General features: G+C 71.4%; 22 protein-coding genes. 14 read left to right on the top strand and 8 right to left on the bottom strand.

The window, feature by feature from the left end:
- Positions 1-76 precede the first annotated feature (76 nt).
- The 10 genes from ACWF79_RS17575 to ACWF79_RS17530 all read left to right on the top strand — a co-directional run bounded on the left by ACWF79_RS17575 (position 77) and on the right by ACWF79_RS17530 (position 8,178).
- Positions 77-1,003 carry a Rossmann-like and DUF2520 domain-containing protein gene (locus ACWF79_RS17575; protein ID WP_453728988.1) on the top strand — a complete coding sequence of 309 codons (927 nt, stop codon included), beginning with the start codon at positions 77-79 and terminating at the stop codon, positions 1,001-1,003.
- A complete protein-coding gene (gene panC / locus ACWF79_RS17570; RefSeq protein WP_453728987.1) occupies positions 1,000-2,055 on the top strand; it encodes a pantoate--beta-alanine ligase in 1,056 nt (351 codons plus the stop codon). Before ACWF79_RS17575 ends, panC begins: the two co-directional genes overlap by 4 nt.
- Positions 2,052-3,767 carry an L-aspartate oxidase gene (locus tag ACWF79_RS17565; RefSeq protein ID WP_453728986.1) on the top strand — a complete coding sequence of 572 codons (1,716 nt, stop codon included), beginning with the start codon at positions 2,052-2,054 and terminating at the stop codon, positions 3,765-3,767. Before panC ends, ACWF79_RS17565 begins: the two co-directional genes overlap by 4 nt.
- Positions 3,764-4,777: a carboxylating nicotinate-nucleotide diphosphorylase gene (gene nadC, locus ACWF79_RS17560; RefSeq protein WP_453728985.1), complete on the top strand. Its 1,014-nt coding sequence runs from the start codon at positions 3,764-3,766 to the stop codon at positions 4,775-4,777. The genes ACWF79_RS17565 and nadC overlap by 4 nt, the downstream gene beginning before the upstream one ends.
- Entirely contained in the window at positions 4,777-5,583 is an 807-nt protein-coding gene (locus tag ACWF79_RS17555) for a type III pantothenate kinase (protein ID WP_453728984.1), read from the top strand. The genes nadC and ACWF79_RS17555 overlap by 1 nt, the downstream gene beginning before the upstream one ends.
- Positions 5,584-5,736: 153 nt before the next feature.
- Positions 5,737-6,345: a hypothetical protein gene (locus ACWF79_RS17550; protein WP_453729067.1), complete on the top strand. Its 609-nt coding sequence runs from the start codon at positions 5,737-5,739 to the stop codon at positions 6,343-6,345.
- A 14-nt stretch (positions 6,346-6,359) separates the two neighbouring features.
- Positions 6,360-6,536 (top strand): hypothetical protein, encoded by a 177-nt coding sequence (locus ACWF79_RS17545; protein ID WP_362414199.1) that lies wholly within the window; start codon positions 6,360-6,362, stop codon positions 6,534-6,536.
- A gap of 154 nt (positions 6,537-6,690) precedes the next feature.
- Complete coding sequence (locus ACWF79_RS17540) at positions 6,691-7,137, top strand: BlaI/MecI/CopY family transcriptional regulator (protein WP_453728983.1); 447 nt, start codon at positions 6,691-6,693, stop codon at positions 7,135-7,137.
- A gap of 9 nt (positions 7,138-7,146) precedes the next feature.
- Positions 7,147-7,674: an amino-acid N-acetyltransferase gene (locus ACWF79_RS17535; RefSeq protein WP_453728982.1), complete on the top strand. Its 528-nt coding sequence runs from the start codon at positions 7,147-7,149 to the stop codon at positions 7,672-7,674.
- A gap of 168 nt (positions 7,675-7,842) precedes the next feature.
- Positions 7,843-8,178 (top strand): histone-like nucleoid-structuring protein Lsr2, encoded by a 336-nt coding sequence (locus ACWF79_RS17530; protein ID WP_315892591.1) that lies wholly within the window; start codon positions 7,843-7,845, stop codon positions 8,176-8,178.
- Here the strand turns inward: ACWF79_RS17530 and ACWF79_RS17525 are convergent.
- Positions 8,157-8,738 carry an SCO3374 family protein gene (locus ACWF79_RS17525; protein WP_453728981.1) on the bottom strand — a complete coding sequence of 194 codons (582 nt, stop codon included), beginning with the start codon at positions 8,736-8,738 and terminating at the stop codon, positions 8,157-8,159. The genes ACWF79_RS17530 and ACWF79_RS17525 overlap by 22 nt on opposite strands.
- A 462-nt stretch (positions 8,739-9,200) precedes the next feature.
- Between ACWF79_RS17525 and ACWF79_RS17520 the strand changes: the two genes are divergently transcribed.
- Positions 9,201-11,726, top strand: a complete 2,526-nt coding sequence (locus ACWF79_RS17520; protein WP_453728980.1) for an ATP-dependent Clp protease ATP-binding subunit — start codon at positions 9,201-9,203, stop codon at positions 11,724-11,726.
- A gap of 62 nt (positions 11,727-11,788) precedes the next feature.
- On the opposite strand, the gene ACWF79_RS17515 is transcribed toward ACWF79_RS17520, so the two are convergent.
- The gene (locus ACWF79_RS17515; protein WP_453728979.1) at positions 11,789-14,791 is read right to left on the bottom strand and encodes an NACHT domain-containing protein; all 3,003 of its coding nucleotides are present in this window, start codon (positions 14,789-14,791) and stop codon (positions 11,789-11,791) included.
- A gap of 477 nt (positions 14,792-15,268) precedes the next feature.
- Between ACWF79_RS17515 and ACWF79_RS17510 the strand changes: the two genes are divergently transcribed.
- Entirely contained in the window at positions 15,269-16,027 is a 759-nt protein-coding gene (locus ACWF79_RS17510; RefSeq protein WP_453728978.1) for a M23 family metallopeptidase, read from the top strand.
- A gap of 13 nt (positions 16,028-16,040) precedes the next feature.
- Here the strand turns inward: ACWF79_RS17510 and ACWF79_RS17505 are convergent, their stop codons facing one another.
- Positions 16,041-16,598, bottom strand: a complete 558-nt coding sequence (locus tag ACWF79_RS17505; protein ID WP_453728977.1) for a TetR/AcrR family transcriptional regulator — start codon at positions 16,596-16,598, stop codon at positions 16,041-16,043.
- A 125-nt stretch (positions 16,599-16,723) separates the two neighbouring features.
- Between ACWF79_RS17505 and ACWF79_RS17500 the strand changes: the two genes are divergently transcribed.
- Positions 16,724-18,298, top strand: a complete 1,575-nt coding sequence (locus ACWF79_RS17500; RefSeq protein ID WP_453728976.1) for an MDR family MFS transporter — start codon at positions 16,724-16,726, stop codon at positions 18,296-18,298.
- Here ACWF79_RS17500 and cseC read toward each other — a convergent pair.
- The 5 genes from cseC to ACWF79_RS17475 all read right to left on the bottom strand — a co-directional run bounded on the left by cseC (position 18,295) and on the right by ACWF79_RS17475 (position 23,045).
- Complete coding sequence (gene cseC, locus ACWF79_RS17495) at positions 18,295-19,611, bottom strand: two-component system sensor histidine kinase CseC (RefSeq protein ID WP_453728975.1); 1,317 nt, start codon at positions 19,609-19,611, stop codon at positions 18,295-18,297. The genes ACWF79_RS17500 and cseC overlap by 4 nt on opposite strands.
- A 32-nt stretch (positions 19,612-19,643) precedes the next feature.
- On the bottom strand, positions 19,644-20,348 hold the full coding sequence (cseB, locus tag ACWF79_RS17490; RefSeq protein ID WP_453728974.1) for a two-component system response regulator CseB: 705 nt from the start codon (positions 20,346-20,348) through the stop codon (positions 19,644-19,646).
- 28 nt (positions 20,349-20,376) lie between these two features.
- Positions 20,377-21,081 (bottom strand): hypothetical protein, encoded by a 705-nt coding sequence (locus ACWF79_RS17485; RefSeq protein WP_453728973.1) that lies wholly within the window; start codon positions 21,079-21,081, stop codon positions 20,377-20,379.
- Positions 21,069-21,632 (bottom strand): SigE family RNA polymerase sigma factor, encoded by a 564-nt coding sequence (locus ACWF79_RS17480; protein ID WP_361855712.1) that lies wholly within the window; start codon positions 21,630-21,632, stop codon positions 21,069-21,071. The genes ACWF79_RS17485 and ACWF79_RS17480 overlap by 13 nt, the downstream gene beginning before the upstream one ends.
- 417 nt (positions 21,633-22,049) lie before the next feature.
- Positions 22,050-23,045: an A/G-specific adenine glycosylase gene (locus ACWF79_RS17475; RefSeq protein WP_453728972.1), complete on the bottom strand. Its 996-nt coding sequence runs from the start codon at positions 23,043-23,045 to the stop codon at positions 22,050-22,052.
- 300 nt (positions 23,046-23,345) lie between these two features.
- Between ACWF79_RS17475 and ACWF79_RS17470 the strand changes: the two genes are divergently transcribed.
- Positions 23,346-24,161 (top strand): hypothetical protein, encoded by an 816-nt coding sequence (locus ACWF79_RS17470; protein ID WP_453728971.1) that lies wholly within the window; start codon positions 23,346-23,348, stop codon positions 24,159-24,161.
- Positions 24,162-24,321 lie beyond the last annotated feature (160 nt).

Raw genomic sequence — 24,321 nt, 5'->3', positions numbered from 1 at the left:
AGGACGAAACGCTGGCGTAGCATGACCAGAAATCGTCCGGTACCCCCCGCGGACTGGAACGGAAGGCCGTTGCCGCGTGAACCAACCAGCTGAGTCCCGAGCAGAACCCCGAGCGGAAGACCGACCCGCCCGACTCACCGTCGGCGTCGTCGGAGCCGGCCGGGTGGGACCCGCCCTCGCCGCCGCCCTCCAGCTCGCAGGACACCGCCCCGTCGCCGTCTCCGCCGTCTCCGACGCGTCCGTCCGGCGCGCCGCGGACCTCCTCCCCGACGTGCCGATCGTGCCGCCCGGCGAGGTGCTCGCCCGGGCCGAGCTGGTGCTGCTGACCGTTCCCGACGACGCCCTGCCGGGCCTGGTCGAGGGCCTCGCCGACACCGGTGCCGTACGGCCAGGTCAGCTGCTCGTGCACACCTCCGGGCGGTACGGCGTGAAGGTCCTGGACCCCGCCCGACGGGCGGGTGCCCTGCCCCTCGCCCTGCACCCCGCCATGACCTTCACCGGCACCTCCGTGGACGTCCAGCGGCTCGCCGGATGCTCCTTCGGGGTGACCGCGCCCGTGGAGCTGCGGCTGGCCGCCGAGGCCCTGGTCATCGAGATGGGCGGCGAGCCCGAGTGGATCGCCGAGGAGTCCCGCCCGCTCTACCACGCGGCCCTCGCCCTCGGCGCGAACCACCTGGTCACGCTGGTCGCCCAGTCCATGGACCTGCTCCGCACGGCCGGCGTCGTCGCCCCCGACCGGATGCTCGGCCCGCTCCTGGGCGCCGCCCTGGACAACGCCCTGCGCTCCGGCGACGGGGCGCTCACCGGCCCCGTCGCGCGTGGGGACGCGGGCACGGTCGCCGCTCATGTCGCCGAGCTGCGCAAGCACGCGCCCGGCACCGTCGCCGGCTATCTGGCGATGGCCCGCACGACCGCCGACCGGGCGCTCGCGCACGGCCTGCTCAAGCCCGAGCTCGCCGAAGACCTGCTGGGTGTGCTCGCCGACGGGGAGACCGACCGATGACATCGACGACCTTCGCCCTGGTCCGTACGGCGGACGAACTCCACGCCCTCGCGGCCCGCCGCACGGCGACCCCCGGCGCTCCCGCGGCGGCCGAAAACCACCGCACCGCCGTCGTCATGACCATGGGCGCGCTCCACGAGGGGCACGCCACCCTCGTCCGCACGGCCCGTGAGCACGTCGGCCCCGACGGCTTCGTCGTCGTCACCGTCTTCGTCAACCCGCTGCAGTTCGGCGCGGGCGAGGACCTCGACCGCTACCCCCGCACCCTGGACGCCGACCTCGGGACGGCCGAGGAGGCCGGCGCCGACGCGGTCTTCGCGCCCTCCGTCGACGAGGTGTACCCCGGCGGGGAGCCGCAGGTCCGGATCAGCGCGGGCCCCATGGGCGAGCGCCTCGAAGGCGCCTCCCGGCCCGGGCACTTCGACGGCATGCTCACCGTCGTCGCCAAGCTGCTCCACCTCACCCGTCCCGACGTGGCCTTCTTCGGCCAGAAGGACGCGCAGCAGCTGGCCCTGATCCGCCGGATGGTCCGCGACCTGAACTTCCCGGTGGAGATCGTCGGCGTGCCGACCGTCCGCGAGTCCGACGGCCTGGCCCTCTCCAGCCGTAACCGGTACCTCTCCGCCGGCGAGCGCCGCACCGCCCTCGCCCTCTCCCGTGCCCTGTTCGCCGCCGGAGACCGGCTCGCCGCCCAGCACGCCCTGCGCGCGCGTGCCGCCTCCCTGCCCGGCGCCCAGAACCGGGCCGACGCCCGCGCGGAGGCGCTCTCCCGGCTCGGCGAGGCTCGTGCCGCGGCCGACGCCCACGCCGTCGCCCAGGTGTCCGAGGGCGGCGGCGCCGAAGCCGTACGGGCCGCGGCCCGCGCCGTCGTCGACGAGGCGGCGAAGGCCGAGCCGCCGCTCACCCTCGACTACCTCGCCCTGGTCGACCCGGCCGACTTCACCGAGGTCGCCGACGACCACGACGGCGAGGCGATCCTCGCCGTCGCCGCGCGCGTGGGCAGCACGCGGCTGATCGACAACATTCCGCTGATGTTCGGAGCCACCTCGTGACTGGAATACGGCTGCACGCCCCCGAGCCGGGCTGGTCCATCGACGCCGACGTCGTCGTGGTCGGCTCCGGTGTCGCCGGGCTGACCGCCGCCCTGCGCTGCACCGCCGCCGGACTGCGCACGGTCGTCGTCACCAAGGCCCGCCTGGACGACGGCTCCACCCGCTGGGCGCAGGGCGGCATCGCCGCCGCGCTCGGTGAGGGCGACACCCCCGAGCAGCACCTGGACGACACCCTCGTCGCGGGCGCCGGGCTCTGTGACACCGAGGCCGTCCGGCTCCTGGTCACCGAGGGCCCCGACGCCGTCCGCCGCCTGATCGCCACCGGTGCCGACTTCGACAAGACCGCGGACGGCGAGATCGCCCTGACCCGCGAGGGCGGCCACCACCGCCGCCGGATCGCCCACGCCGGCGGCGACGCGACCGGAGCCGAGATCTCCCGCGCCCTGGTCGAGGCGATACGGGACCGGGGCGTGCGCACCGTCGAGCACGCCCTCGTCCTGGACCTCCTGAAGGACGCGGAGGGCCGCACCGCGGGTGTCACCCTCCACGTCATGGGCGAGGGCCGTGAGGACGGCGTCGGCGCCGTGCACGCCCCCGCCGTGGTCCTCGCGACCGGTGGCATGGGCCAGGTCTTCTCCGCCACCACGAACCCGGCGGTCTCCACCGGCGACGGCGTCGCGCTCGCCCTGCGCGCCGGGGCCGAGGTCTCCGACCTGGAGTTCGTCCAGTTCCACCCGACGGTGCTCTTCCTCGGCCCCGGCTCCGAGGGCCAGCAGCCGCTGGTCTCCGAGGCGGTACGGGGCGAGGGCGCCCATCTCGTCGACGCGGACGGGGTCCGCTTCATGGTCGGCCAGCACGAGCTGGCCGAACTCGCCCCGCGCGACATCGTCGCCAAGGCGATCATGCGCCGTATGCGGGAGCGGGACGCCCTGCACATGTACCTGGACGCCCGGCACTTCGGCGCCGAGATGTGGGCCACGCGCTTCCCGACGATCCTCGCGGCCTGCCGCGCCCACGGTATCGACCCGGTCACCGAACCCATCCCGGTCGCCCCGGCGGCCCACTACGCCTCCGGCGGCGTCCGCACGGACCTGAACGGCCGGACCACCGTCCCGGGCCTCTACGCGTGCGGTGAGGTGGCCTGTACGGGTGTCCACGGCGCCAACAGGCTCGCGTCGAACTCGCTCCTGGAGGGCCTGGTCTTCGCCGAGCGGATCTCCGACCGGATCGCGGCGGACCTCACCGGGGCCGCCCGGGTGTCCCGGCCCCCGGTCACCGCGCCCCACGCGCGCGTGGTGCCGGTGCTCGCGCCCAAGCTGCGCGCCGACATCCAGCGTGTCATGAGCGCGAACGCGGGCGTGCTGCGCTCCGAGGAGAGCCTCCGCAGGGCGGCCGGAGCCCTGGAGACCCTGGCCACCGACGCCGTCACGAACCACCTCGCCGAGTCCGTCGAGCCCCGCACCGAGTCCTGGGAGACGGCGAACCTCCTGGAGGTCTCGGAGGCCCTGGTGACGGCCGCCCTCGCCCGCGAGGAGACCCGCGGCTGCCACTGGCGCGAGGACCGGCCCGAGCGCGACGACGAGGCCTGGCGCCGCCACCTGATCGTGCGCCGCGAGCCCGGGGGCGAACTGGCCGTCCACCCCACCGCCACCGCAGAATTTCCGCCCGTAACCGCCGATGTCGCCGACGCATCCAAGGAGCCGCAGTCGTGAGCACGCCCGAAGAAGCACGTCCGCAGCCCGTGGACGTCCCCCTCATCCAGATCAGCGCCCCCAGCGAGGAGACCGGCGGCTGCGGTGACGGCTGCGGCTGCACCGACGAGGTCTACGAGAGCGGCCTGGACCCGGCGCTCGCGCAGCTGCTCGCCGACGCCGGCCTCGACCCGGTCCAGGTCGAGGACATCGCCCACCTGGCCATCGAGGAGGACCTCGACGGCGGCGTGGACGTGACCACCGTCGCGACCGTCCCCGAGGACGCGATCGCCACCGCCGACTTCACCGCGCGCGAGGCCGGCGTGGTCTCCGGCCTGCGGATCGCCGAGGCCGTGATGTCGATCGTGTGCACCGACACCTTCGAGGTCGAGCGGCACGTCGAGGACGGCGACCGCGTCGAGCCCGGCCAGAAGCTCCTGAGCGTCACCACCCGTACCCGTGACCTGCTCACCGGCGAGCGCAGCGCGCTGAACATCCTGTGCCGTCTCTCCGGCATCGCCACCGCCACGCGCGCGTGGGCGGACGTCCTGGAGGGCACCGGGGCCCGCGTCCGCGACACCCGCAAGACCACGCCGGGCCTGCGCGCCCTGGAGAAGTACGCGGTGCGCTGCGGCGGCGGCGTCAACCACCGCATGTCGCTGTCGGACGCCGCGCTCGTCAAGGACAACCACGTGGTGGCCGCCGGCGGCGTCGCGCAGGCCTTCAAGGCCGTACGGGAGCAGTTCCCGGACGTGCCGATCGAGGTCGAGGTCGACACGCTGCACCAGGTCCGCGAGGTCCTGGACGCGGGCGCGGACCTGATCCTGCTCGACAACTTCACCCCCCTGGAGACCGAGGAGGCGGTCGCCCTGGTCGCCGGCCGGGCGATCCTGGAGTCCTCCGGCCGCCTCACCCTGGAGAACGCGGCGGCGTACGCGGCGACGGGCGTGGACTACCTCGCGGTGGGAGGGCTCACGCACTCCTCCCCGATCCTCGACATCGGCCTCGACCTGCGCGAGGTGCGGGCCTGATGCTGCTCACCATCGACGTCGGCAACACGCACACGGTCCTCGGTCTCTTCGACGGCGAGGAGATCGTCGAGCACTGGCGCATCTCGACCGATTCGCGCCGTACGGCCGACGAGATGGCGGTCCTGCTCCAGGGCCTGATGGGCATGCACCCGCTGCTCGGCGTAGAGCTGAGCGACGGCATCGAGGGCATCGCGATCTGCGCGACGGTCCCCTCGGTGCTGCACGAGCTGCGCGAGGTGACCCGGCGGTACTACGGCGACGTCCCGGCCGTCCTCGTCGAGCCCGGCGTCAAGACGGGTGTACCGATCCTCACGGACAACCCGAAGGAGGTCGGCGCGGACCGCATCATCAACGCGGTCGCGGCGGTCGAGCTCTACGGCGGCCCGGCGATCGTGGTCGACTTCGGCACGGCGACGACGTACGACGCGATCACCGCCCGCGGCGAGTACGCGGGCGGTGCGATCGCGCCCGGCATCGAGATCTCGGTCGAGGCGCTCGGCGTCCGCGGCGCGCAGCTCCGCAAGATCGAGCTGGCCCGCCCGCGCAGCGTGATCGGCAAGAACACCGTCGAGGCGATGCAGTCCGGCATCGTCTTCGGCTTCGCCGGTCAGGTCGACGGCGTGGTGGCCCGGATGAAGCGCGACCTGGTGGGCCGCGACGGCGACCCGTCGTCCGTGACCGTGATCGCGACGGGTGGCCTCGCCCCGATGGTCCTCGGCGAGGCCGCCCAGATCGACGAGCACGAGCCCTGGCTGACCCTGGTCGGCCTGCGCCTGGTGTACGAGCGCAACGTCTCCCGGATGTAGCCGCTGGGGCCCCGGGACCGGTCCTGCGGCCCCGGCCCGCTCCGTCGCAGGCAGTCGTCGGCGCGCCGCGCCCGGGGATGATCGGTAAACGAAATTTGTCCGATTAGCGCGTATCGTCACCTCATGCCCACGCCATACGGATCCCGCGGCGGCATGGCGTTCAGCGCGGACGAGCTGCGTGTGCTCCGACGCGCCCTTGCCACCGCCCTCAACCCCGTCCCCCTTCAGGACGAGGACGTCCAGGACTGTCTGCGCCTCGCCGAATCCGTGGACGACGCCGTCCGCGAGGCAGGCCGGCTCCGGGCGTTCCTCCTCGCCGAACTGACCCGGTACCGCGAGGCCCTGCCCGGCTCGCTCACCGGCTATCTGGAGCTTCTCCAGGACGCCCTCGCAGCGGGGTACGACCCCGGTGCCGACGACCTCGCCGCCCTGCGCGCCCTGCGGCAGAACCCGCGCGCCGCCAGTCTCCTGGAGCGCTGCCAGATCCTCGCCGAACGTTCCGTACGCGCCCGCCTCGCCCGCGTCTCCCAGGCGGCGGTCCCCGCGCCCGCGCCGCCCACCCCGGCGCTCCTCGCGCCCCCGGCGCCCCGCGTCCGGCTGCTCGCCCTCCCCGGGGGCCGCGCCGCCGACCAGCCCAAGCCGCCCGCCACGCCGAAGCCGCCCGCCCCGGCCAAGCGTCCGGCGCCCAAGCCCTCCGAGGTGTTCCCGCCGCGCCGACGCCCCGTACCCCCGCCCCCACCCGAGGAACGCGCCGCCGGATAGCTACCCTGGACGCCATGGACTACGTATCCGCGCTCCTGCCCCCCGTCGTGATGGCCGTGTTCTTCACCGCGCTCGTCGTCACGATCGTGAAGAGCCAGGGCGGCCCCAACAAGGCCAAGGAGGACGCGGCCGTGGACGCGGCCCTCGCCCGCGCCGAGGCCACCCGTCAGGCGGACGGCGCGGCCTCGTAGCCCGCGCAGCCCCGCCCGCGTCGAAGGACGTACGACAGCTTCCAGGTCGTACGTCCTTTTTGTTGCGTTTCCTCCGTCAATAACCGTCCATTCCCGCTTCGCGGACTATGGTGGCCGTGTGCCCCGTCAATTGGGAGAGCTCGAAGACGCCGTCATGACACGCGTCTGGCAATGGAACCGGCCGGTGACCGTCCGGGAAGTCCTGGAGGATCTCCAGCAGGAACGGTCCATCGCCTACACCACCGTCATGACGGTAATGGACAATCTCCATCAGAAGGGCTGGGTGCGCAGGGAAGTCGACGGGCGCGCCTATCGATATACGGCGGTCTCCACGCGCGCCGCCTACTCGGCCGCACTGATGAACGAAGCCTGGGCGCAGAGCGACAACCCCGCGGCCGCCCTTGTCGCGTTCTTCGGCATGATGTCCAGCGAGCAGCGCGAGTCCCTCAACGACGCGATCCGGGTCGTCGGCTACAACGCCGCCGAGCCCGCCGCCCCACCTGCGGAAGAAGCCCCCGGGGGCACGGGTACGGGCGCCGCGGCCGGCCCGAGCGGTTCCGTCGGCGAGGGTGCCGAGGGAACCGGCGACACCGGGCGATAACGTCCCCCCATGCCGTCGTCCCCCGCCGCTTCAAAAGCCGTCACCGTTCGTCGCGCCCGCACCGCTGATGTCGCCGCCGTACGCCGCCTTGTCGATCCGTACGTCCGCCGGGGCATCCTGCTCGACAAAGCGACCGTGACGCTTTACGAGGACATCCAGGAGTTCTGGGTCGCCGAACGCGACGAGGACGCCGTCGTCGTCGGCTGCGGCGCGCTCCATGTGATGTGGGAAGACCTCGCCGAAGTCCGCACTCTCGCCGTCGACCCCGAGTTCAAGGGCGCGGGCGTGGGACATCACGTGCTCGACAAGTTGCTGCACACCGCGCGTTGGCTCGGGGTACGCCGGGTATTCTGCCTGACCTTCGAAGTCGACTTCTTCGCGAAGCACGGCTTCGTGGAGATCGGTGAGACTCCGGTCGACGGAGATGTGTACAGCGAGCTCCTGCGTTCCTATGACGAGGGTGTCGCCGAGTTCCTCGGTCTCGAACGAGTGAAGCCGAACACCTTGGGCAACAGCCGCATGCTTCTGCACCTGTGAACGTAACGATCGCTCCGAACCCGCTCGGGAACCCGAACGGAACCTCTATGTCCGAATCGCGCACGTTTCCCGCGTTGCCGGGCTTCTGAACCTCTCCCAGGGGTTTGTGTTTTTCAAGGAAAAGCGGTTTCCTTTCCGCGTACTGCATTTTCGATGAAAGGAAATCCGGTGGCACAGAAGGTTCAGGTCCTTCTTGTCGACGACCTCGACGGTGTCGAGGCGGACGAGACCGTGACGTTCGCGCTGGACGGCAAGACCTACGAGATCGACCTCACCACCGCCAACGCGGAGAAGCTCCGCGGCCTGCTCGAGCCGTACACCAAGAGCGGTCGGCGCACCGGTGGCCGCACCGCCGGTACGCGCGGCAAGGGTCGCGTCGCTCCCGGTGCCGGTCCGGACACCGCGAAGATCCGCGCGTGGGCCAAGGAGAACGGCTACAACGTGAACGACCGTGGCCGCGTTCCGGCGGAGATCAAGTCCGCCTACGAGGACGCGAACCGCTGACGGGTCAGCTGCTGAGCACTCAGCAGCCGCACCCGGTGGCACGCCGCCGCGGCGGCGGCCACCAGCCGTACGAGACAGGGGGCGGCCGCATCCGCCCGCACGGCGGGCCGCAAGGCCGGCAGCGAGGGTTCCACCGCGCGGCCCGGCTCGGGCGCGCGCAGCCATACCGTGGCGCCCGGTGCGCCGGAACCGCTCCATCCTGGGGGAACAGGAGCGGTCATCCGGCTGCCGGTGCCCAGCGCGGTGAGATCGAGCGAGATCCCACCCCATTCCAGCCAGTCGAGCAGCCCCGGGAGCTCCTCCGCGCTTCCCGCGGCCACCAGTAGCCGCATCCGCCGCCCCGCCAGGGCCACCGGCCCGGCGGTACCCGCGCCCGTCCTGCGCAGCACCGCGCGGCCGGCCTCGGCGGGCAGCTCCAGGACGTCGAAGCGCACCCCCGTCACCAGGCCCACGGGCGGACCCGCCACCGTCGCCCAGCCGAGCCTCTCCTCGTACCAGCGCGCCGGATCGCCGTCGAGCGGCGAGCGGGGCGGCGGCACGCGCGGGGCGGTGAAGGACATGCCCGGGGAACGCCCCCGCGGGCGCCTTGGTTACGCCGTCGGTGACGCAATGTCCTTGATCCACTGCGCACCGTGTCCGCGATGGGGGCGTACGAGTGCATTCGGCAGCGCAAGGATGTTCGCCCGTAGCGGAGGGAACCGGGGTGTGCCGCATGGAGTGTCAGTGCCTGCGGGTAAGACATTCCTAGTGAGGAGGGACGACTCGCGGGGATTCGCGTCTCACGTTCGCCATCGGCGTACTGGCGGCGGGGGTAACTGCTTGGCCTGCGGGAACATCGTCTCGCACCATCGAGTTGGAGCATTTGTCGGCTGTTCGGCAGCAGGTCTCCCCACGGACAAGGGGGTGATCCGGACGGATGTCGGCAGTTGGAATGAGCGGTCCCCGCTTGCGGGACTAAGCTGCGGAAGGACAGGGAGGGGATCGACCCCTAACTGACTGACCGCTCTGAGGAGCGATTAACGATGTTCGAGAGGTTCACCGACCGCGCGCGGCGGGTTGTCGTCCTGGCTCAGGAAGAAGCCCGGATGCTCAACCACAACTACATCGGCACCGAGCACATCCTCCTGGGCCTTATCCACGAGGGTGAGGGTGTCGCCGCTAAGGCCCTGGAGAGCCTCGGGATTTCGCTCGAGGCGGTCCGCCAGCAGGTTGAGGAGATCATCGGGCAGGGGCAGCAGGCCCCGTCCGGCCACATCCCCTTCACCCCGCGTGCCAAGAAGGTCCTGGAGCTGTCGCTCCGCGAGGCCCTCCAGCTCGGCCACAACTACATCGGCACGGAGCACATCCTGCTCGGCCTGATCCGCGAGGGCGAGGGCGTCGCCGCCCAGGTCCTCGTGAAGCTGGGCGCCGATCTCAACCGGGTGCGGCAGCAGGTCATCCAGCTGCTCTCCGGCTACCAGGGCAAGGAAGCCGCCACGGCCGGCGGTCCTGCCGAGGGCACCCCCTCGACGTCCCTGGTCCTCGACCAGTTCGGCCGCAACCTCACCCAGGCGGCCCGCGAATCCAAGCTCGACCCGGTCATCGGGCGCGAGAAGGAGATCGAGCGGGTCATGCAGGTGCTGTCCCGCCGTACGAAGAACAACCCGGTTCTCATCGGCGAGCCCGGCGTCGGCAAGACCGCCGTCGTCGAGGGCCTGGCGCAGGCCATCGTCAAGGGCGAGGTGCCCGAGACCCTCAAGGACAAGCACCTCTACACCCTGGACCTCGGCGCGCTGGTCGCCGGCTCCCGCTACCGCGGTGACTTCGAGGAGCGCCTGAAGAAGGTCCTCAAGGAGATCCGCACCCGCGGCGACATCATCCTGTTCATCGACGAGCTCCACACCCTGGTGGGTGCGGGTGCCGCCGAGGGCGCGATCGACGCCGCCAGCATCCTCAAGCCGATGCTGGCCCGTGGTGAGCTCCAGACCATCGGTGCGACCACGCTCGACGAGTACCGCAAGTACCTGGAGAAGGACGCCGCGCTCGAGCGCCGCTTCCAGCCCATCCAGGTCGCCGAGCCGTCGCTGCCGCACACCATCGAGATCCTCAAGGGTCTGCGCGACCGGTACGAGGCCCACCACCGGGTCTCCATCACGGACGAGGCCCTCGTCCAGGCCGCGACCCTGGCCGACCGGTACATCTCGGACCGCTTCCTGCCGGACAAGGCGATCGACCTGATCGACGAGGCCGGATCCCGGATGCGTATCCGCCGGATGACCGCGCCGCCGGACCTCCGCGAGTTCGACGAGAAGATCGCCGGTGTCCGCCGGGACAAGGAGTCCGCGATCGACTCCCAGGACTTCGAGAAGGCGGCGTCTCTCCGCGACAAGGAGAAGCAGCTGCTGGCGGCGAAGGCCAAGCGGGAGAAGGAGTGGAAGGCCGGCGACATGGACGTCGTCGCCGAGGTCGACGGCGAGCTGATCGCCGAGGTCCTCGCGACCGCCACCGGCATCCCGGTCTTCAAGCTGACCGAGGAGGAGTCCTCGCGTCTGCTCCGCATGGAGGACGAGCTCCACAAGCGCGTCATCGGCCAGAAGGACGCCGTCATCGGCCTCTCGCGGGCGATCCGTCGTACGCGAGCCGGTCTGAAGGACCCGAAGCGTCCCGGTGGCTCGTTCATCTTCGCCGGCCCGTCCGGTGTCGGTAAGACCGAGCTGTCCAAGGCGCTCGCCGAATTCCTCTTCGGCGACGAGGACGCGATGATCTCCCTCGACATGTCGGAGTTCAGCGAGAAGCACACGGTTTCCCGGCTCTTCGGTTCCCCGCCCGGATACGTGGGCTACGAAGAGGGCGGACAGCTCACCGAGAAGGTGCGCCGCAAGCCGTTCTCCGTCGTCCTGTTCGACGAGGTCGAGAAGGCCCACCCCGATATCTTCAATTCCCTTCTCCAGATCCTGGAGGACGGTCGCCTGACCGACTCCCAGGGCCGGGTCGTGGACTTCAAGAACACGGTCATCATCATGACGACCAACCTCGGGACCCGGGACATCTCGAAGGGCTTCAACCTGGGCTTCGCGGCCCAGGGCGACACGAAGTCCAACTACGAGCGGATGAAGGCCAAGGTCAGCGACGAGCTGAAGCAGCACTTCCGCCCGGAGTTCCTGAACCGTGTGGACGACATCATCGTCTTCCCGCAGCTCACCCAGGACGACATCCTGCAGATCGTCGACCTGATGATCAGCCGGGTGGACGAGCGCCTCAAGGACCGGGACATGGGCATCGAGCTCTCCCAGGCCGCGAAGGAGCTGCTCGCCAAGAAGGGTTACGACCCCGTCATGGGCGCCCGGCCGCTGCGCCGGACGATCCAGCGCGAGGTCGAGGACTCGCTCTCCGAGAAGATCCTCTTCGGCGAGCTGCGCCCCGGTCACATCGTGGTCGTGGACGTCGAGGGCGAGGGTGAGGAGAAGAAGTTCACCTTCCGCGGCGAGGAGAAGTCCGCCCTGCCGGACGTCCCGCCGATCGAGCAGGCGACGGGCGGAACGGGCCCGAACCTCTCGAAGGACGCGTAAGCGTTCCGATCGCACGACAAGGGCGGCCCCGGACTCGGAAGAGTCCGGGGCCGCCCCTTTTCTCATGTGCGGAGTTCGACGACGGGGGAGAGGTGCTCGGTGCCGGTGAGTGCGGCCCCGCGTATCTGGAGGAGGTCGAGGCGCTCCAGCTGTGCGAGGGGCGTGACGTCGTAGACCCGTCCGGGACCCGTGTCGGACAGGACCAGCCCCCGCAGGCCGGGGAAGCACCGGGCGATCAGAGCGAAGGGCGGGTCGGCCTCCTCGCCGTAGAGGAGCAGGTGGTCCACTTGGGGCAGCAGGAGTGAACCGGGGCAGGAGCCGAGCGAGCGCGTGCCGATCGTGAGCTCCCGGAGGCTCGGGGTCCCGGCGATGGCGTGCCAGTCCTCGTCGGTCGGCGTGTAGAAGCCGAAGAGGTGGAGGAACCTCAGCCGGGGAAGCCGGCTCCGGGCGCCGGGCTCCGCCGTGGGACGACGCTCGCACAGGAGCCGCCCCAGGCTGTTCTCGGCCGTGGTCGCCGTGCACTGAACGGATTCCACCTCGGCGAGCACGGGGCCGAGCGCGGCCACGCCCCGACCGGTGACGCCGTACCGGATGTCGAGGGCCTGCGGCCGTAGATCCAGCCGGACGAGTTCGGCGATCTGCTCGTCGGAGCGGAGGGTGAAATCGAGCTTGCCCGGATCGAGGTGGGCGATGATCTCCTGCGCGTACTGCCGTGAGTCGAATCGGGACCACCCCCAGATCAGTTGCGATCGGACTTTGAGCGCCGGGTGTTCGACGAACCGGGCCAGGTACGGCAGCGCGGCGTCGTCGGCGATGTGGGTGGCCGTGGTCACCGCCCCGAGCGCCTCCGTCTCGGTCAGACCCTCCGGCCCCGGCAGCAGGTCCAGGACCGCCCGGCCTACGGAAGCCAGCTCCCGCGCCTCCTCCGGCCCGCTCGGCGGAATGACCGCCGCCGTCCGCGCCAGGATCCGCTCCCGGATCTCCGGTGCCACCTCCGTCGCGTGGTCGAGCGCGGTCGCCGCCACGACCAGGATCCGGAGCTGCCTACGGCGGTCCGGTGCCGCGTCGACCGCGCGGAGCAACTCCTCGAAGATCTCCGCGCATTCGCGTGGGCGGGCGTGGCCGACGGCCATGCGGATGACGTCGTCCCACTGGTCGTCCGCCGCGTGCCGGACCAGGACGCCGATGTCCCAGCGGTCCACGAGGGCCTTCGCCGCCAGGTAGTCCTGGAAGGTGCGGTGGACGAAGTCGACCGTCTCCTCGGTCGGTTCGCGCAGGAGCCCGCTGCGGTGGAGCAGGTGTGTGAAGACCGCGCCCGGCTCGTACCCGGCGGCCTCCGTGATGGCCGGCACGGCCTCCCGTACGACCGACTCCGCGTGCGAACGGTCCATCGTCGTGCGGCCGTTGAGTGTCAGCCAGTACGCGATCCGCTGGATGAGCTGGATCTGCGGGGCCTCGCCCAGCTCGATCCCGTACGGCGTACCCATGTCCCGCTCGCGGTCCCGGCGCGTGAGGAGCATCGACAGGGCGGCGTCGTACAGCGCCTTCCGGCCGCGCGGCAGGAAGCCCCGGCGGGCTCGGTGGAGGGCACAGATCAGGCCGCACATCAGCGGGTTCGTGGCCAGCTGGGCGACGTCCGAGGTGGTCCGCAGGGCGTCGAGGAGGGGCTGCTCGTACGGTGCGGCCTCCGGCCCGGCCGCCTTGTGCCAGCGGCGGACGAAGGTGGCGACCTCCGCGGTGGACATCGGGGCGAGAGTGAGCTCGGTGAAGCCGTCGGACGCCAGCCAGTCGTCGCGTACGGCGGTGGGGCGCGAGGTCACGAGCCAGCGGTTGCCGTCGTAGGTGTCGAGGAGGTCGCGGAGCCAGCGGCGGGCACGCTCGCGCTCGGCCTCGGGGATCTCGTCGATGCCGTCGACCAGGACGAGGCCGCGCCCGGCGGCGAGAACCCGGTCGGCCCAGCCCTCGGGCGGGGAGAGGGGACAGTCGACGGCCGAGAGGAAGCGGTCGGGGGCGGGGAGCCGCTCGCCGTGGCGGGTGAGGGTGCGGAGGGGGAGGACGAAGGGGATCCGGTCGCGGAGGTACGCCATGTCGTCCGCGAGGTCCTCGCGGGTGGCCGAGACGGCCAGCCACTGGACGAGCGTCGTCTTCCCGGACCCGGCGAGACCGCGCAGCAGCACCTTGTCCTGGCGGGCGAGGGCCTGGTCGGCGCGGCCGCCGGTCGCGGAGAGGGCGTGGATCCGTTCGTTCCTCAGGTACTGGAGCGCCTGGTCCTCCCCGGACCCGGGGACCACCAACGTCCGCATGTCGTCGATGTCGGCCAGCAGCGCCCGGCCCTCGGCCCCCATCCGATCGGAGAACGTCGCCTCCAGCGACAGGTACGCCACGTCCAGCGGCCACTTCTCCGGCGCGCCCTGCAGTTCGACGCCGTAGATGGTGAGGCTGCCGTGCCTCTTCGCCACGTACGCGAGGTACCGCCGCTCGAACTCGGCGTCGCGGGCGTCCACGCGGGGCGTACGGCGGATGACCTCGTCGACCTTGGCGGTCAGCTCCGCCTGGCCCCGGGTCTGCTCCACCAGCGTCCGGGCCACGAAGGTGGTCCGCTGGGTGAAGAACTCCAGGATCTGGACGCAGGCCCACTCGGTGAGCGTGTCGAGGAAGTGGACGGAGTCCGTCGACAGGCCGTCCGGGGGCGGGGCCGCCGCGCGCAGGCGCTTGGCAAGGGCCGTGGGGCCGAGGTGGACGGCCTGGACGTCGTCCATGTCGAGGTCGCCGAGGGCCAGCAGGGTGGCGGCCAGGGTGTCGGTGAGCGCCTCGGTCTCGTCGGCGGGGAACGGCGGCTCGCCGGGGCCCGCCACGGCGCGCTCGACGAGGGTGCCGGCGAGCTTGCGGACGTCCTTCTCCGTGAGGGTGCGCTTCTCGCCGCGGAAGGAGACGAGCCCGGAGAGCCGGATGCGCCGGGCGGCACCCGGAAGGCCCGCTCCGGGTCCGTCGCTGACCAGCAGTTTCCTCAGGAGTGGGCCCATCGCCGACGAGGCGAGGCGGGTGCCGATGAGTAACGGATCCATGGGTGTCCCCCCTGTGGTGCGCGACGGCGTCAGCGTAGTGCGGGACGTGATCGAGAAGGGCCTGGTTGCGTGACCCAGGTCGCATTCGCGGGGGGCCCGCCGTGACAAGGCGCACAGGCGATTTGAGGGGTACTAACCGGGATAGTGCCGCCGTTTGGTGTCAGTTCAGGACGTTCAGGACTCCCGGCTCGGGACTTTGGTCCCGAGAGGTGCCGAACCGTGCGGGAAGCGGCCTGATGGTCCGTTTCGGGCGGAGTCGACATGCGGATAAACCGCTTCTCTTGGGCTGGTTTGTCCGATTTCGTAGGCCAGGTTTGAAGTCGTCAAGAGCTGAACTTCCCCGCCCGTTGCTACGACGCAATGTCGTAGATGGGGTGTTTTACGCCGGATGGGGGTCCGGGTTACCAAGGATGAGCAACAGCCCGCCCGGCGCACCGCTCGCGTCGGGTCCCGTTCTGTCCGGAGGTTTTCCCCCGTATGTCGAAGCGCGTCATGAACCCCGCCGCCCGAGTCACCGCCGTCGCCCTCGCCACCGCGGGTCTGGGAGTGTCGCTGGTGGCCGGAGCAGGGTCCGCCTTCGCCGCCGAGGGCAAGGCCACCCTCGCGACTGCCGCGACCGGTGCGTCCGCTGCCGTCGCCGCGCAGGCCGACGCTCAGGCGCACGCCGCCACCGTCAAGCAGGCTGCCGCCGCGAAGGCCGCCGCTGCCAAGCAGGCCGCCGCCGCCAAGGCCGCAGCCGCGAAGAAGGCCGCTGCCGCGAAGAAGGCGGCCGTCGCCAAGGCGGCCAAGGCCGCGCCCGTCGCCGCCAAGAAGGCCCCCTCCTGGGTCAAGCCGGTCAGCTCCTACACGCTGACCGCCAGCTTCAACCAGGGCGGCGCCATGTGGGCCCACAAGCACTCCGGCCAGGACTTCGCCGTTCCGGTCGGCACCCCGGTCAAGGCCGCCGGCGCCGGCACCGTCGTGAAGGCCGGTCCGAACGGCGGCGGCGACGGCCCCGCGTACGGCAACGCCATCGTCGTCAAGCACGCCAACGGCAAGTACTCGCAGTACGCGCACCTGTCGAAGATCAACGTGCACCTCGGCCAGAAGGTCGCCGCCGGCCAGAAGATCGCCTCGTCCGGCAACACCGGCAACTCCTCCGGCCCGCACCTGCACTTCGAGATCCGTACGACCCCGAACTACGGCTCCGCGCTCAACCCGGCCGCGTTCCTGCGCTCGGTGGGCGTCACCATCTGACCCGGCACACTCCCTACGGCGCCTGATGCGCCTGAGTGAGCAGATCGAGGGCGACCTCGAGGACGGCTTCGTGCTTCTCCTCGGTGTCGCCCTCGACGTTCTGCATGAAGAACGTTCCCGCGTGCAGCGTGAAGATCGCGCTGACGCAGCGGACCCGGTCGGTCATCGAGAAGTCCGGCTCCTGCACCAGGCCGGTCAGCTCGATCATGCGCTCCTTGAAGGTCATGCCGACGCTCAGCTCGCGCACGGCGGCCTGGTTCTCCTGCATGAAGCGGAACAGCGGCGCGGCGTCCCGCAGTGCCCGCTGGTAGCGACGCAGGACCTCCCGGCGGGTCTCCAGCGTGCGGGGCTGCGTCCGCGCCCACTCGATCAGCTCGTCCATGGGGCGGGTGAGGTCCTGGAAGAGACCGATGAGGATGTCTTCCTTGGTCTTGAAGTGGTAGTACAGCGCCGCCTTCGTGACGTCGAGCCGCTCGGCGATCTCGCGCAGCGAGGTCTTCTCGTATCCCTGCTCGGCGAAGAGTTCGAGAGCCACGTCCTGGATGCGCTGGCGGGTGTTGCCTCTGGCCATGGTCTGCTCGCTCCCACACGCTTCTACTTACTTGACGCCCGGCTAGTTGGACGTCTACCTTCCCCAGTGTAGTAACTAGCCGGTCGGCAAGTAAGCGCCCAGGTGGGTGCCGGGGAGCAGGGGACATGACCACCACACCAGAACCGACGACGGCCGAAGGGGCGGAGCGGCCGCGCAGTGTCCGCGTCGTCCTCCTCGCCCTGATGATCGCGATGTTGCTCGCGATGCTCGACAACATGATCATCGGCACCGCGATGCCGACCATCGTCGGCGAGCTCGGCGGCCTGGCGCACCTCTCCTGGGTCGTCACCGCCTACACCCTGGCCACCGCCGCCTCCACCCCCATCTGGGGCAAGCTCGGCGACATGTACGGCCGCAAGGGTGTCTTCCTGACCTCGATCGTGATCTTCGTGATCGGCTCGGCGCTCAGCGGCATGGCCCAGGACATGGGCCAGCTCATCGGCTTCCGCGCGGTCCAGGGACTGGGCGCCGGCGGTCTGATGGTCGGTGTCATGGCGATCATCGGCGACCTGATACCGCCCCGTGAGCGCGGCAAGTACCAGGGCATGATGGCCGGCGTCATGGCCCTCGCCATGATCGGCGGACCGCTGGTCGGCGGCACCATCACCGACCACTGGGGCTGGCGCTGGTCGTTCTACATCAACCTGCCGCTCGGCGCCGTCGCCCTCGCGATGGTCTCCGCCGTCCTCCACCTGCCGAAGAAGGCCCGCGACCGCTCCACCCGGATCGACTTCCTCGGCGCCGCCCTGCTGACCGTCGGCATCACCGCGATCGTCCTGGTCACCACCTGGGGAGGTACGGAGTACGCCTGGGGCTCCGCGACCATCGTCGGCCTCTCGGTCACCGGTGTCCTCGCGCTCGCGGCGTTCCTCCGGGTCGAGACCCGCGCGGCCGACCCGGTCGTCCCGCTGCACATCTTCCGCAGCCGCAACTTCACCCTCATGTCGGTGATCGGCTTCCTCACCGGCTTCGTGATGTTCGGCGCGGTCCTCTTCCTGCCGCTCTTCCAGCAGTCCGTGCAGGGCGCCTCCGCGACCAACTCCGGTCTGCTGCTCCTGCCGATGCTGCTGGCGATGATGGTCGTCTCGCTGGTCTCCGGCCGGATCACCACCAACAGCGGCAAGTACAAGATCTTCCCGATCATCGGCACGGCGCTGATGGTGCTCGGCCTGTTCCTGCTCGCGCAGATGGACACCGGCACCTCCCGCCTCACCTCCGGGATCTACATGGCGGTACTCGGCGCCGGCATGGGCTTCCTGATGCAGATCACGATGCTCGTCGCGCAGAACAGCGTCGAGATGAAGGACATGGGCGTGGCCTCCTCGGCGACCACCCTCTTCCGTACCCTCGGCTCCTCCTTCGGCGTCGCGATCATGGGCGCGCTCTTCACCAGCCGCGTCCAGGACGAGATGGCGGCGCGCGGCGGCTCGGAGCTGACCCAGCAGTCCGCCCAGCTCGACGCGGCCTCACTCGCCAAGCTGCCGGAGGCCCTGCGCGAGGCCTACCAGCACGCGGTGGCCGCCGGCACGCACTCCGCGTTCCTGGTCGGCGCGGCGGTCTCGGTCATCGGCTTCGTCCTCGCCTTCCTGGTCAAGGAGGTCGCCCTGCGCGGCGCCGGCCCGGCGAACAAGCCGCAGGCGCAGGACGGCGAACAGACGAAGGTCGCCGAGACCGTCTAGTCCGCGAACTTGATCATCGGGAAGCTGCCCGTGTTCGTCGGCGCGTGGTCCGGCAGCCAGAGCACCGCGATCGCGCCGCCCGCCCCCTCCGGAGTGCCCTCGGGAGCGGCGTTGCGGAACGTCAGCCGGGCCCCGAGGACCCGGGCCTGCCCGGCCGCGATCGTCAGGCCGAGCCCGTGCCCCTGCCCCGCGCGGTCGCTCGCCCCGGTGCGGAACCGGCTCGGGCCCTCGCGCAGCAGCGCCTCGGGGAAGCCGGGGCCGTGGTCCCGTACGCGTACCACCCGGCCCTCGATGGTGACCTCCAGCGGCGGCTTGCCGTACCGGTGCGCGTTCGCCAGCAGGTTGCCCAGGATCCGCTCCAGGCGGCGCGGGTCGGTGCTCACCCACGACTCGTGGACGACGTGCACCACGGCCTCCGGGTCGAGCGCCCGGACCCGCCGCTCCACGAACTCGCCGAGCGCGATCTCCTGGAGCTCGGCCCGCTCCGAGGCGCCGTCGAGCCGGGCGACCTCCAGGACGTCCTCGACCAGCGTCCGCATGGCCTGCGCCCGGTCCCGTACGAGCTCGGTGGGGCGCCCGGGAGGCAGCAGCTCCGCCGCCGTGAGCAGACCGGTCACCGGCGTGCGCAGCTCGTGCGCGATGTCGGCGGTGACCCGGCGCTCGGCCTCGATCCGCTCCTGCAGCGCGTCCGTCAGGGCGTCCACCGCGCGGGCCAGCTCGTCGGTCTCGTCGCGTACGACCCCGCCGATCGCGTCCCGTACCCGTACGTCCGTGTTGCCCTGCGCGACCCGGCCGGCCGCCGCGGCGGCCTTGCGCAGCCGGCGCGAGAGCTGGCCGCCGATGAGCACACCGAGCGCGCAGCCGCCGAAGACGACGGAGACGGAGCCGATGATCAGCGCCCGGTCCAGATCCTTCATGATCGTCGCGCTGCGGTCGGCGAACGGGATGTGCAGGGACAGCACGTCGCCGTTGGCCAGCGGCACGGCCGCCCAGACGTCGGGCGGACCGCCGTGGCTGTGCTCCTGGACGAACGTGCCGCGCCGCTTGTCGCGCATCAGCTGATCGAGCTGGGGCGGCAGCAACGGATCGTTGATCTTGGTGCCGAACCGCGGCTCCTTCGGCTTGGAGCTCTCGTACATCCGCTGCGCGAAGAGGAGCCGCTCCATCTGCACCTCGCGCGCGTTGTCGAGCATCGAGACGCGCGCCGAGTTGTGGACGACCAGGCTGAGCGTGACCGCGATGAGCGCGCCCACGGCGGCGATGGCGACGGCGATCTTCCAGCGGACACCGGTACGGAGGGCGGGCGGCTTCACCCGCTCACCTGCTTCTCAGGCATCGGGGGTGCTCATCCCTTGAGCTTGTAGCCGAAGCCGCGGACCGTCTCGATCCGGTCCTGGCCGATCTTCGTACGCAGCCGCTGGACGTGGACGTCCACGACCCGGGTGTCGCCGCCCCAGCCGTAGTCCCAGACCCGCTCCAGGAGCTTGTCCCGCGACAGGACCGTGCCCGGCGCGGACGAGAACTCAAGAAGCAGCCGCATCTCCGTCGGGGTCAGCCCCACCGGCGCGCCGCCCTTGCGGACCTCCATGCCCTCGGTGTCGACCTCCAGGTCCCCGAAGACCAGCAGGCCGCCCTCGGGCCCCTCGTCCTCGCCCGCCTCGCCGGCCGCCGGGCCGCCGGCGTGGCCGAAGCGGCGCAGCACGGCCCGGATCCGGGCCACGAGCACGGAGCCGTCGAAGGGCTTGGTCACGTAGTCGTCGGCACCGGCCTCCAGGCCCAGGACGACGTCGATGGAGTCGGCGCGCGCGGACAGCATGATCACGGGCACGTTCGACTCGTCCCGGATGCGGCGGCACAGGCTCACGCCGTCCATGCCCGGCAGCATCACGTCGAGCAGCGCGATGTCGGGGCGGTCCGCCCGGAACGCCTCCAGGCCCGACAGGCCGTCGGGCATGGCGGTCACCGTGAAGCCGTCCCGCTCCAGCGCGAGCTGGGTGGCCTCGCGGATGACGTCGTCGTCCTCGACGAACAGCACATGGGTCTCGGCCATCGCTCGCCCTCTCACTTCACGTTCTTCTTCAGCTGCCGCTCGGCTCGACCGTCGGCGGGCCGTCGATGCCACCGTCGCCGACCGCGCGGCTGTAGTCGTTGTGCACCCAGTCGTGCTGGGAGAACTTGCTTCCCGCCCATCGGTACGTGATCACGTCCTCGCCCGAGGGATAGGCGACCGGGTCGCCCTTGGCGTACACCTGCTTGGTCACGACCAGATCGCCCCGGTCGATCGTGGCGTACACGGCCGCGTCCTCGACCATGAAGACGTTCTTGTACCCGTCGCCGTCCTCGCGGTACACGTAGGTGCCGATGCCGACGGCGTCACCGCAGGTCATCACGTTGACGACGACATCGGGCGAGGCGCCGCCGGTCAGGCTCCCGTACGAGGTGTCCACGGGGTACGCGTCGGCGACACAGGGCTTCAGATCGTCCTTCACGCGAGAGGCGATCTTCGGGTCGCCCTTGATCAGCGCGATCGGGTCGACCCGCTTGGCGGGCATCTGGCTGGAGGAGGCGGACGGCGAGGACGGGGCCGGGGCGGCCGAGGCCACCTCGTCGGCGCGGGCCGCGCCCTCGTCACGGGAGCCCGTACCGCCGGTGGAGCAGGCGGTCAGGGACACGCCGACGGCGGCGAGCACGGCCCCCGCCGTGATGCTCGCCGCCTTGACGGTCCCGCGACGCGGGCCGCCGGACCCGTCGTCGCCGTCGATTCTGGCGCCTAGGCCGCGCACCGGTCCTGCCCCCGTTCGTCACGTCGTACGGTCGAGCGCTCCAGAGCACGGGCGTCGTCGACACCACGGCTCTCCAGTTCCTGGCGCAGTCGGGCCAGGGCGCGGTGGAGCGTGGACTTCACCGTACCCGTCGACATGCCGAGCGCTGCCGCCGTCTCCTCCGTACTCATCTGCTCCCAGTGCCGCAGGACGACCACACTGCGCTGCTTGGGCGCGAGCACCTTGAGGATGTCCATGAGCAGCGCGCGGTCGGCGTGCTGCTCGGTGGCGTCGTCGACGGACGCGTCGGGCAGCTGCTCGGTGGGAACCTCGTCGAGCTTGCGGGCGCGCCACCACTCGGTACGGGTGTTGATCATCACCCGGCGGAGGTAGGCGTCGGCGAGCGACTTGTCCGCGATGCCGTCCCAACGGCCGTACGTGCGGACGAGGGCGGTCTGGAGGAGGTCCTGCGCGTCGACCGGGTCGGGGACGAGCCGACGGGCGCTGCGCAACAGCGCGTCCTGCCGAGTGCGTACGTACTCCTCGAAGTCGAGCACCTCGCCGTGCGACATACCGACCGCCTCCATCCCCGTGACCAGCCCGTTCTGCTTGACGTCGATGACGCTACGGACCACTTGTCACGAGCCTGTGCGCCCCAGCCGACGACGGACGCACGGCTGTCCATCGGTTGTGTAACAGGGGCCCGGAATGGGTATAGGGGCCGGCGCCCACCCCCCGCCGTGCGGGCCCGCCGTGGTTAGGGCGGTAACCCACCCACCCACGCCCCCGCCCCCGTGTGGGCAATCGTCCCGCTGGGCGGGACGGGTGGGCACACGGGACGGCGCCCTGGCGGGCGCTTCCGCTCCCTGAGCCTGCCGCCCACGGGTCCGGCGCCGTGGCGGGGGCCTCCGCTCCGGAGCTGGACGCCCACGGGACCCCGGGCCCCCGCGCCCACGTAACCCCGCCCCCGTAAAGGATCGGCCCCGCCGTCAGCCCTGCGGCAGCCGGTACTCCGAGTCCCCCAGCGGCTCCACAAGCCCATCCGCGACCAGCCCGTCCAGCGCACGCGCCCGCTGAACCGGCTCGTCCCACACCGCGTCCAACGCGGCCTGCGACACCGGCCCCGCCGAGTCCCGCAGAACGGCCAGCAGACGCCCCCGCACCTGGCGGTCCGTGCCCGCGTACGTCTGCCCGCGCCGAGGCGGCCCGTCGTGGGCCGGCTTCCCGGCCAGCCGCCAGACGCACCGGTCGGCGATCGGGCACCGCCCGCAGTCCTCGTTCTTCGCCGTGCACACCAGCGCGCCCAGCTCCATCGAGGCCGCCGCCCAGCGCGCCGCCGTCCCCTCGTCGTCCGGCAGCAGCTCCCGCGCGAGCCTGCGCTCGGCCGCGGTCGTGGCGTTCGGCGGGTACTGCACGCCGGTCGCCGCCCGGGCGAACACCCGGCGCACGTTCGTGTCGAGCACCGGATGCCGCTGCCCGTACGCGAACGAGGCCACCGCCGCCGCCGTGTACTCCCCGATCCCGGGCAGCGCGAGCAGTGCCGCGTGCTCGCTCGGCACATCGCCGCCGTGCCGCTCCGTTATGGCCACCGCCGCCCCGTGCAGCCGTAGCGCGCGCCGCGGGTAGCCGAGCCGGCCCCAGGCGCGGACGGCCTCGCCGGGCGCCTCGGCGGCCAGGTCGGCCGGCCGTGGCCAGCGCGCCAGCCACTGCTCGTACACCGGCAGGACCCGTACGACCGGGGTCTGCTGGAGCATGAACTCGCTGACCATCACGCCCCACGCCCCCGCCTCGGGGCGGCGCCAGGGCAGGTCACGGGCGTGCCGGTCGAACCACGCGAGGACGGGCCCGTGCAGGGCGGAGGGCACCGTGAGGGCCGGGGCTTCGAACGCGGAGGCATCGACGGAGGCGACGCCCGGCGAAACGGCCGACGAATCAGCGGGGGCAACGGCGGAGGCAACGGAGGAAGAGGCATCGGTGGAAGTCATCGCACCCCCGATCCTGGCACGTTCCTGGCACGTTCAGTACGCGCCGTGGCGCACGCCCTCGGGGCGCGTGGAGGCGTGCGGGCGCGGCTCGCGCCCCGCGCACCACACCGCGGCGCCGTTCCGGCTCGACCGAGCCTTCTCCACCAGCACCCGGACCGGCCGGTCCGCCCCCAAGGACCACGATCACGACCACGGTCACCCCCTACGAAAGGGGGAGTGGATGTGATCATCGGCAAAACTTGATGCCTGGGGCGGCGGGTGGGGCGGGAGTTGGCGCCGATCTCTCGTAAGGTTCGTGGCGTGGGATCACTGCGCAATCCGGTCGGGCCGCTTCCCTCCTCCATCTACTGGCGACGGAGGGCGGTCGCGCTGTGCCTGATCGCCCTCGTGGCGCTCGTCGCGCTCTGGGCCGCCACATCCGGTGGCGGTGGCGGCAAGAAGCCCAACGACGCGGCCAACGGCTCGTCTCCCGCGCCCTCGATCACCCCCGGACCCTCCGGCTCCGGTCCCGCGATCAGTGAACAGCCGGGCGGCCGGGACGAATCGGGGGAGTCCGGCGAGAACTCCGGCAACGGCGGCGACGGCGGTACGGACGCCGGCACCGGCACGGACGCGGGCACCGAGGGCGGCGGCAAGAACGGCGACACGGACGGCGCGGGTGGCGACGGCGGAACGGGAGCGAGCGCGGGCCAGCAGGTTCCGGCCAATTCTCCGCTGCCCAACTGTGCCCCCTCGGCACTGCAGTTGACCCTGCGCAGCGCCAAGGTCTCCTACGCGCCCGGCGAGAAGCCGCGTTTCCACCTGGTCGCCAAGAACACCTCGGCCACCGAGTGCAAGGCCGATTTCGGCCCGAAGAACGCGGTTCTGACGATCAGTGACAACCAGGACGACGAGGTCTGGTCCTCGCAGGACTGCCCGCGCCCGGCCGCCTCCGTCCTGCTCCGGATCCCGGCGGGTGCGACGGTCACGCACACCGTGGAGTGGGACCGTGCTCAGAGCGCCCCGCAGTGCGCCACGCCCCCGGCGGGCCCGGTGGGACCGGGCACGTACCTGGTGGAGGCGGCCATGCCGGGCGTGACGGTCTCCCCGGCCTCCTTCACGCTGGCCAAGGACTGACCGCGGAACATCGCGAGGCATCGCCGTACATGGCAGTGCGTCGCCGTCCTGCCGGTACGGAGAAGGGGGGGGGCGGGGGAACCCGGGCCCCCCCAGGGCCGAACCGGCCCCGTGGAATACAGTGTGTTATAAAAAAAATAAGCGGGCCGCGCACGAATAA

The organism is Streptomyces sp. NPDC054975 (assembly GCF_053609105.1).
The sequence above is the reverse complement of the archived record's forward strand: the minus strand, read 5'-3'. Positions and strand labels throughout refer to the sequence as shown.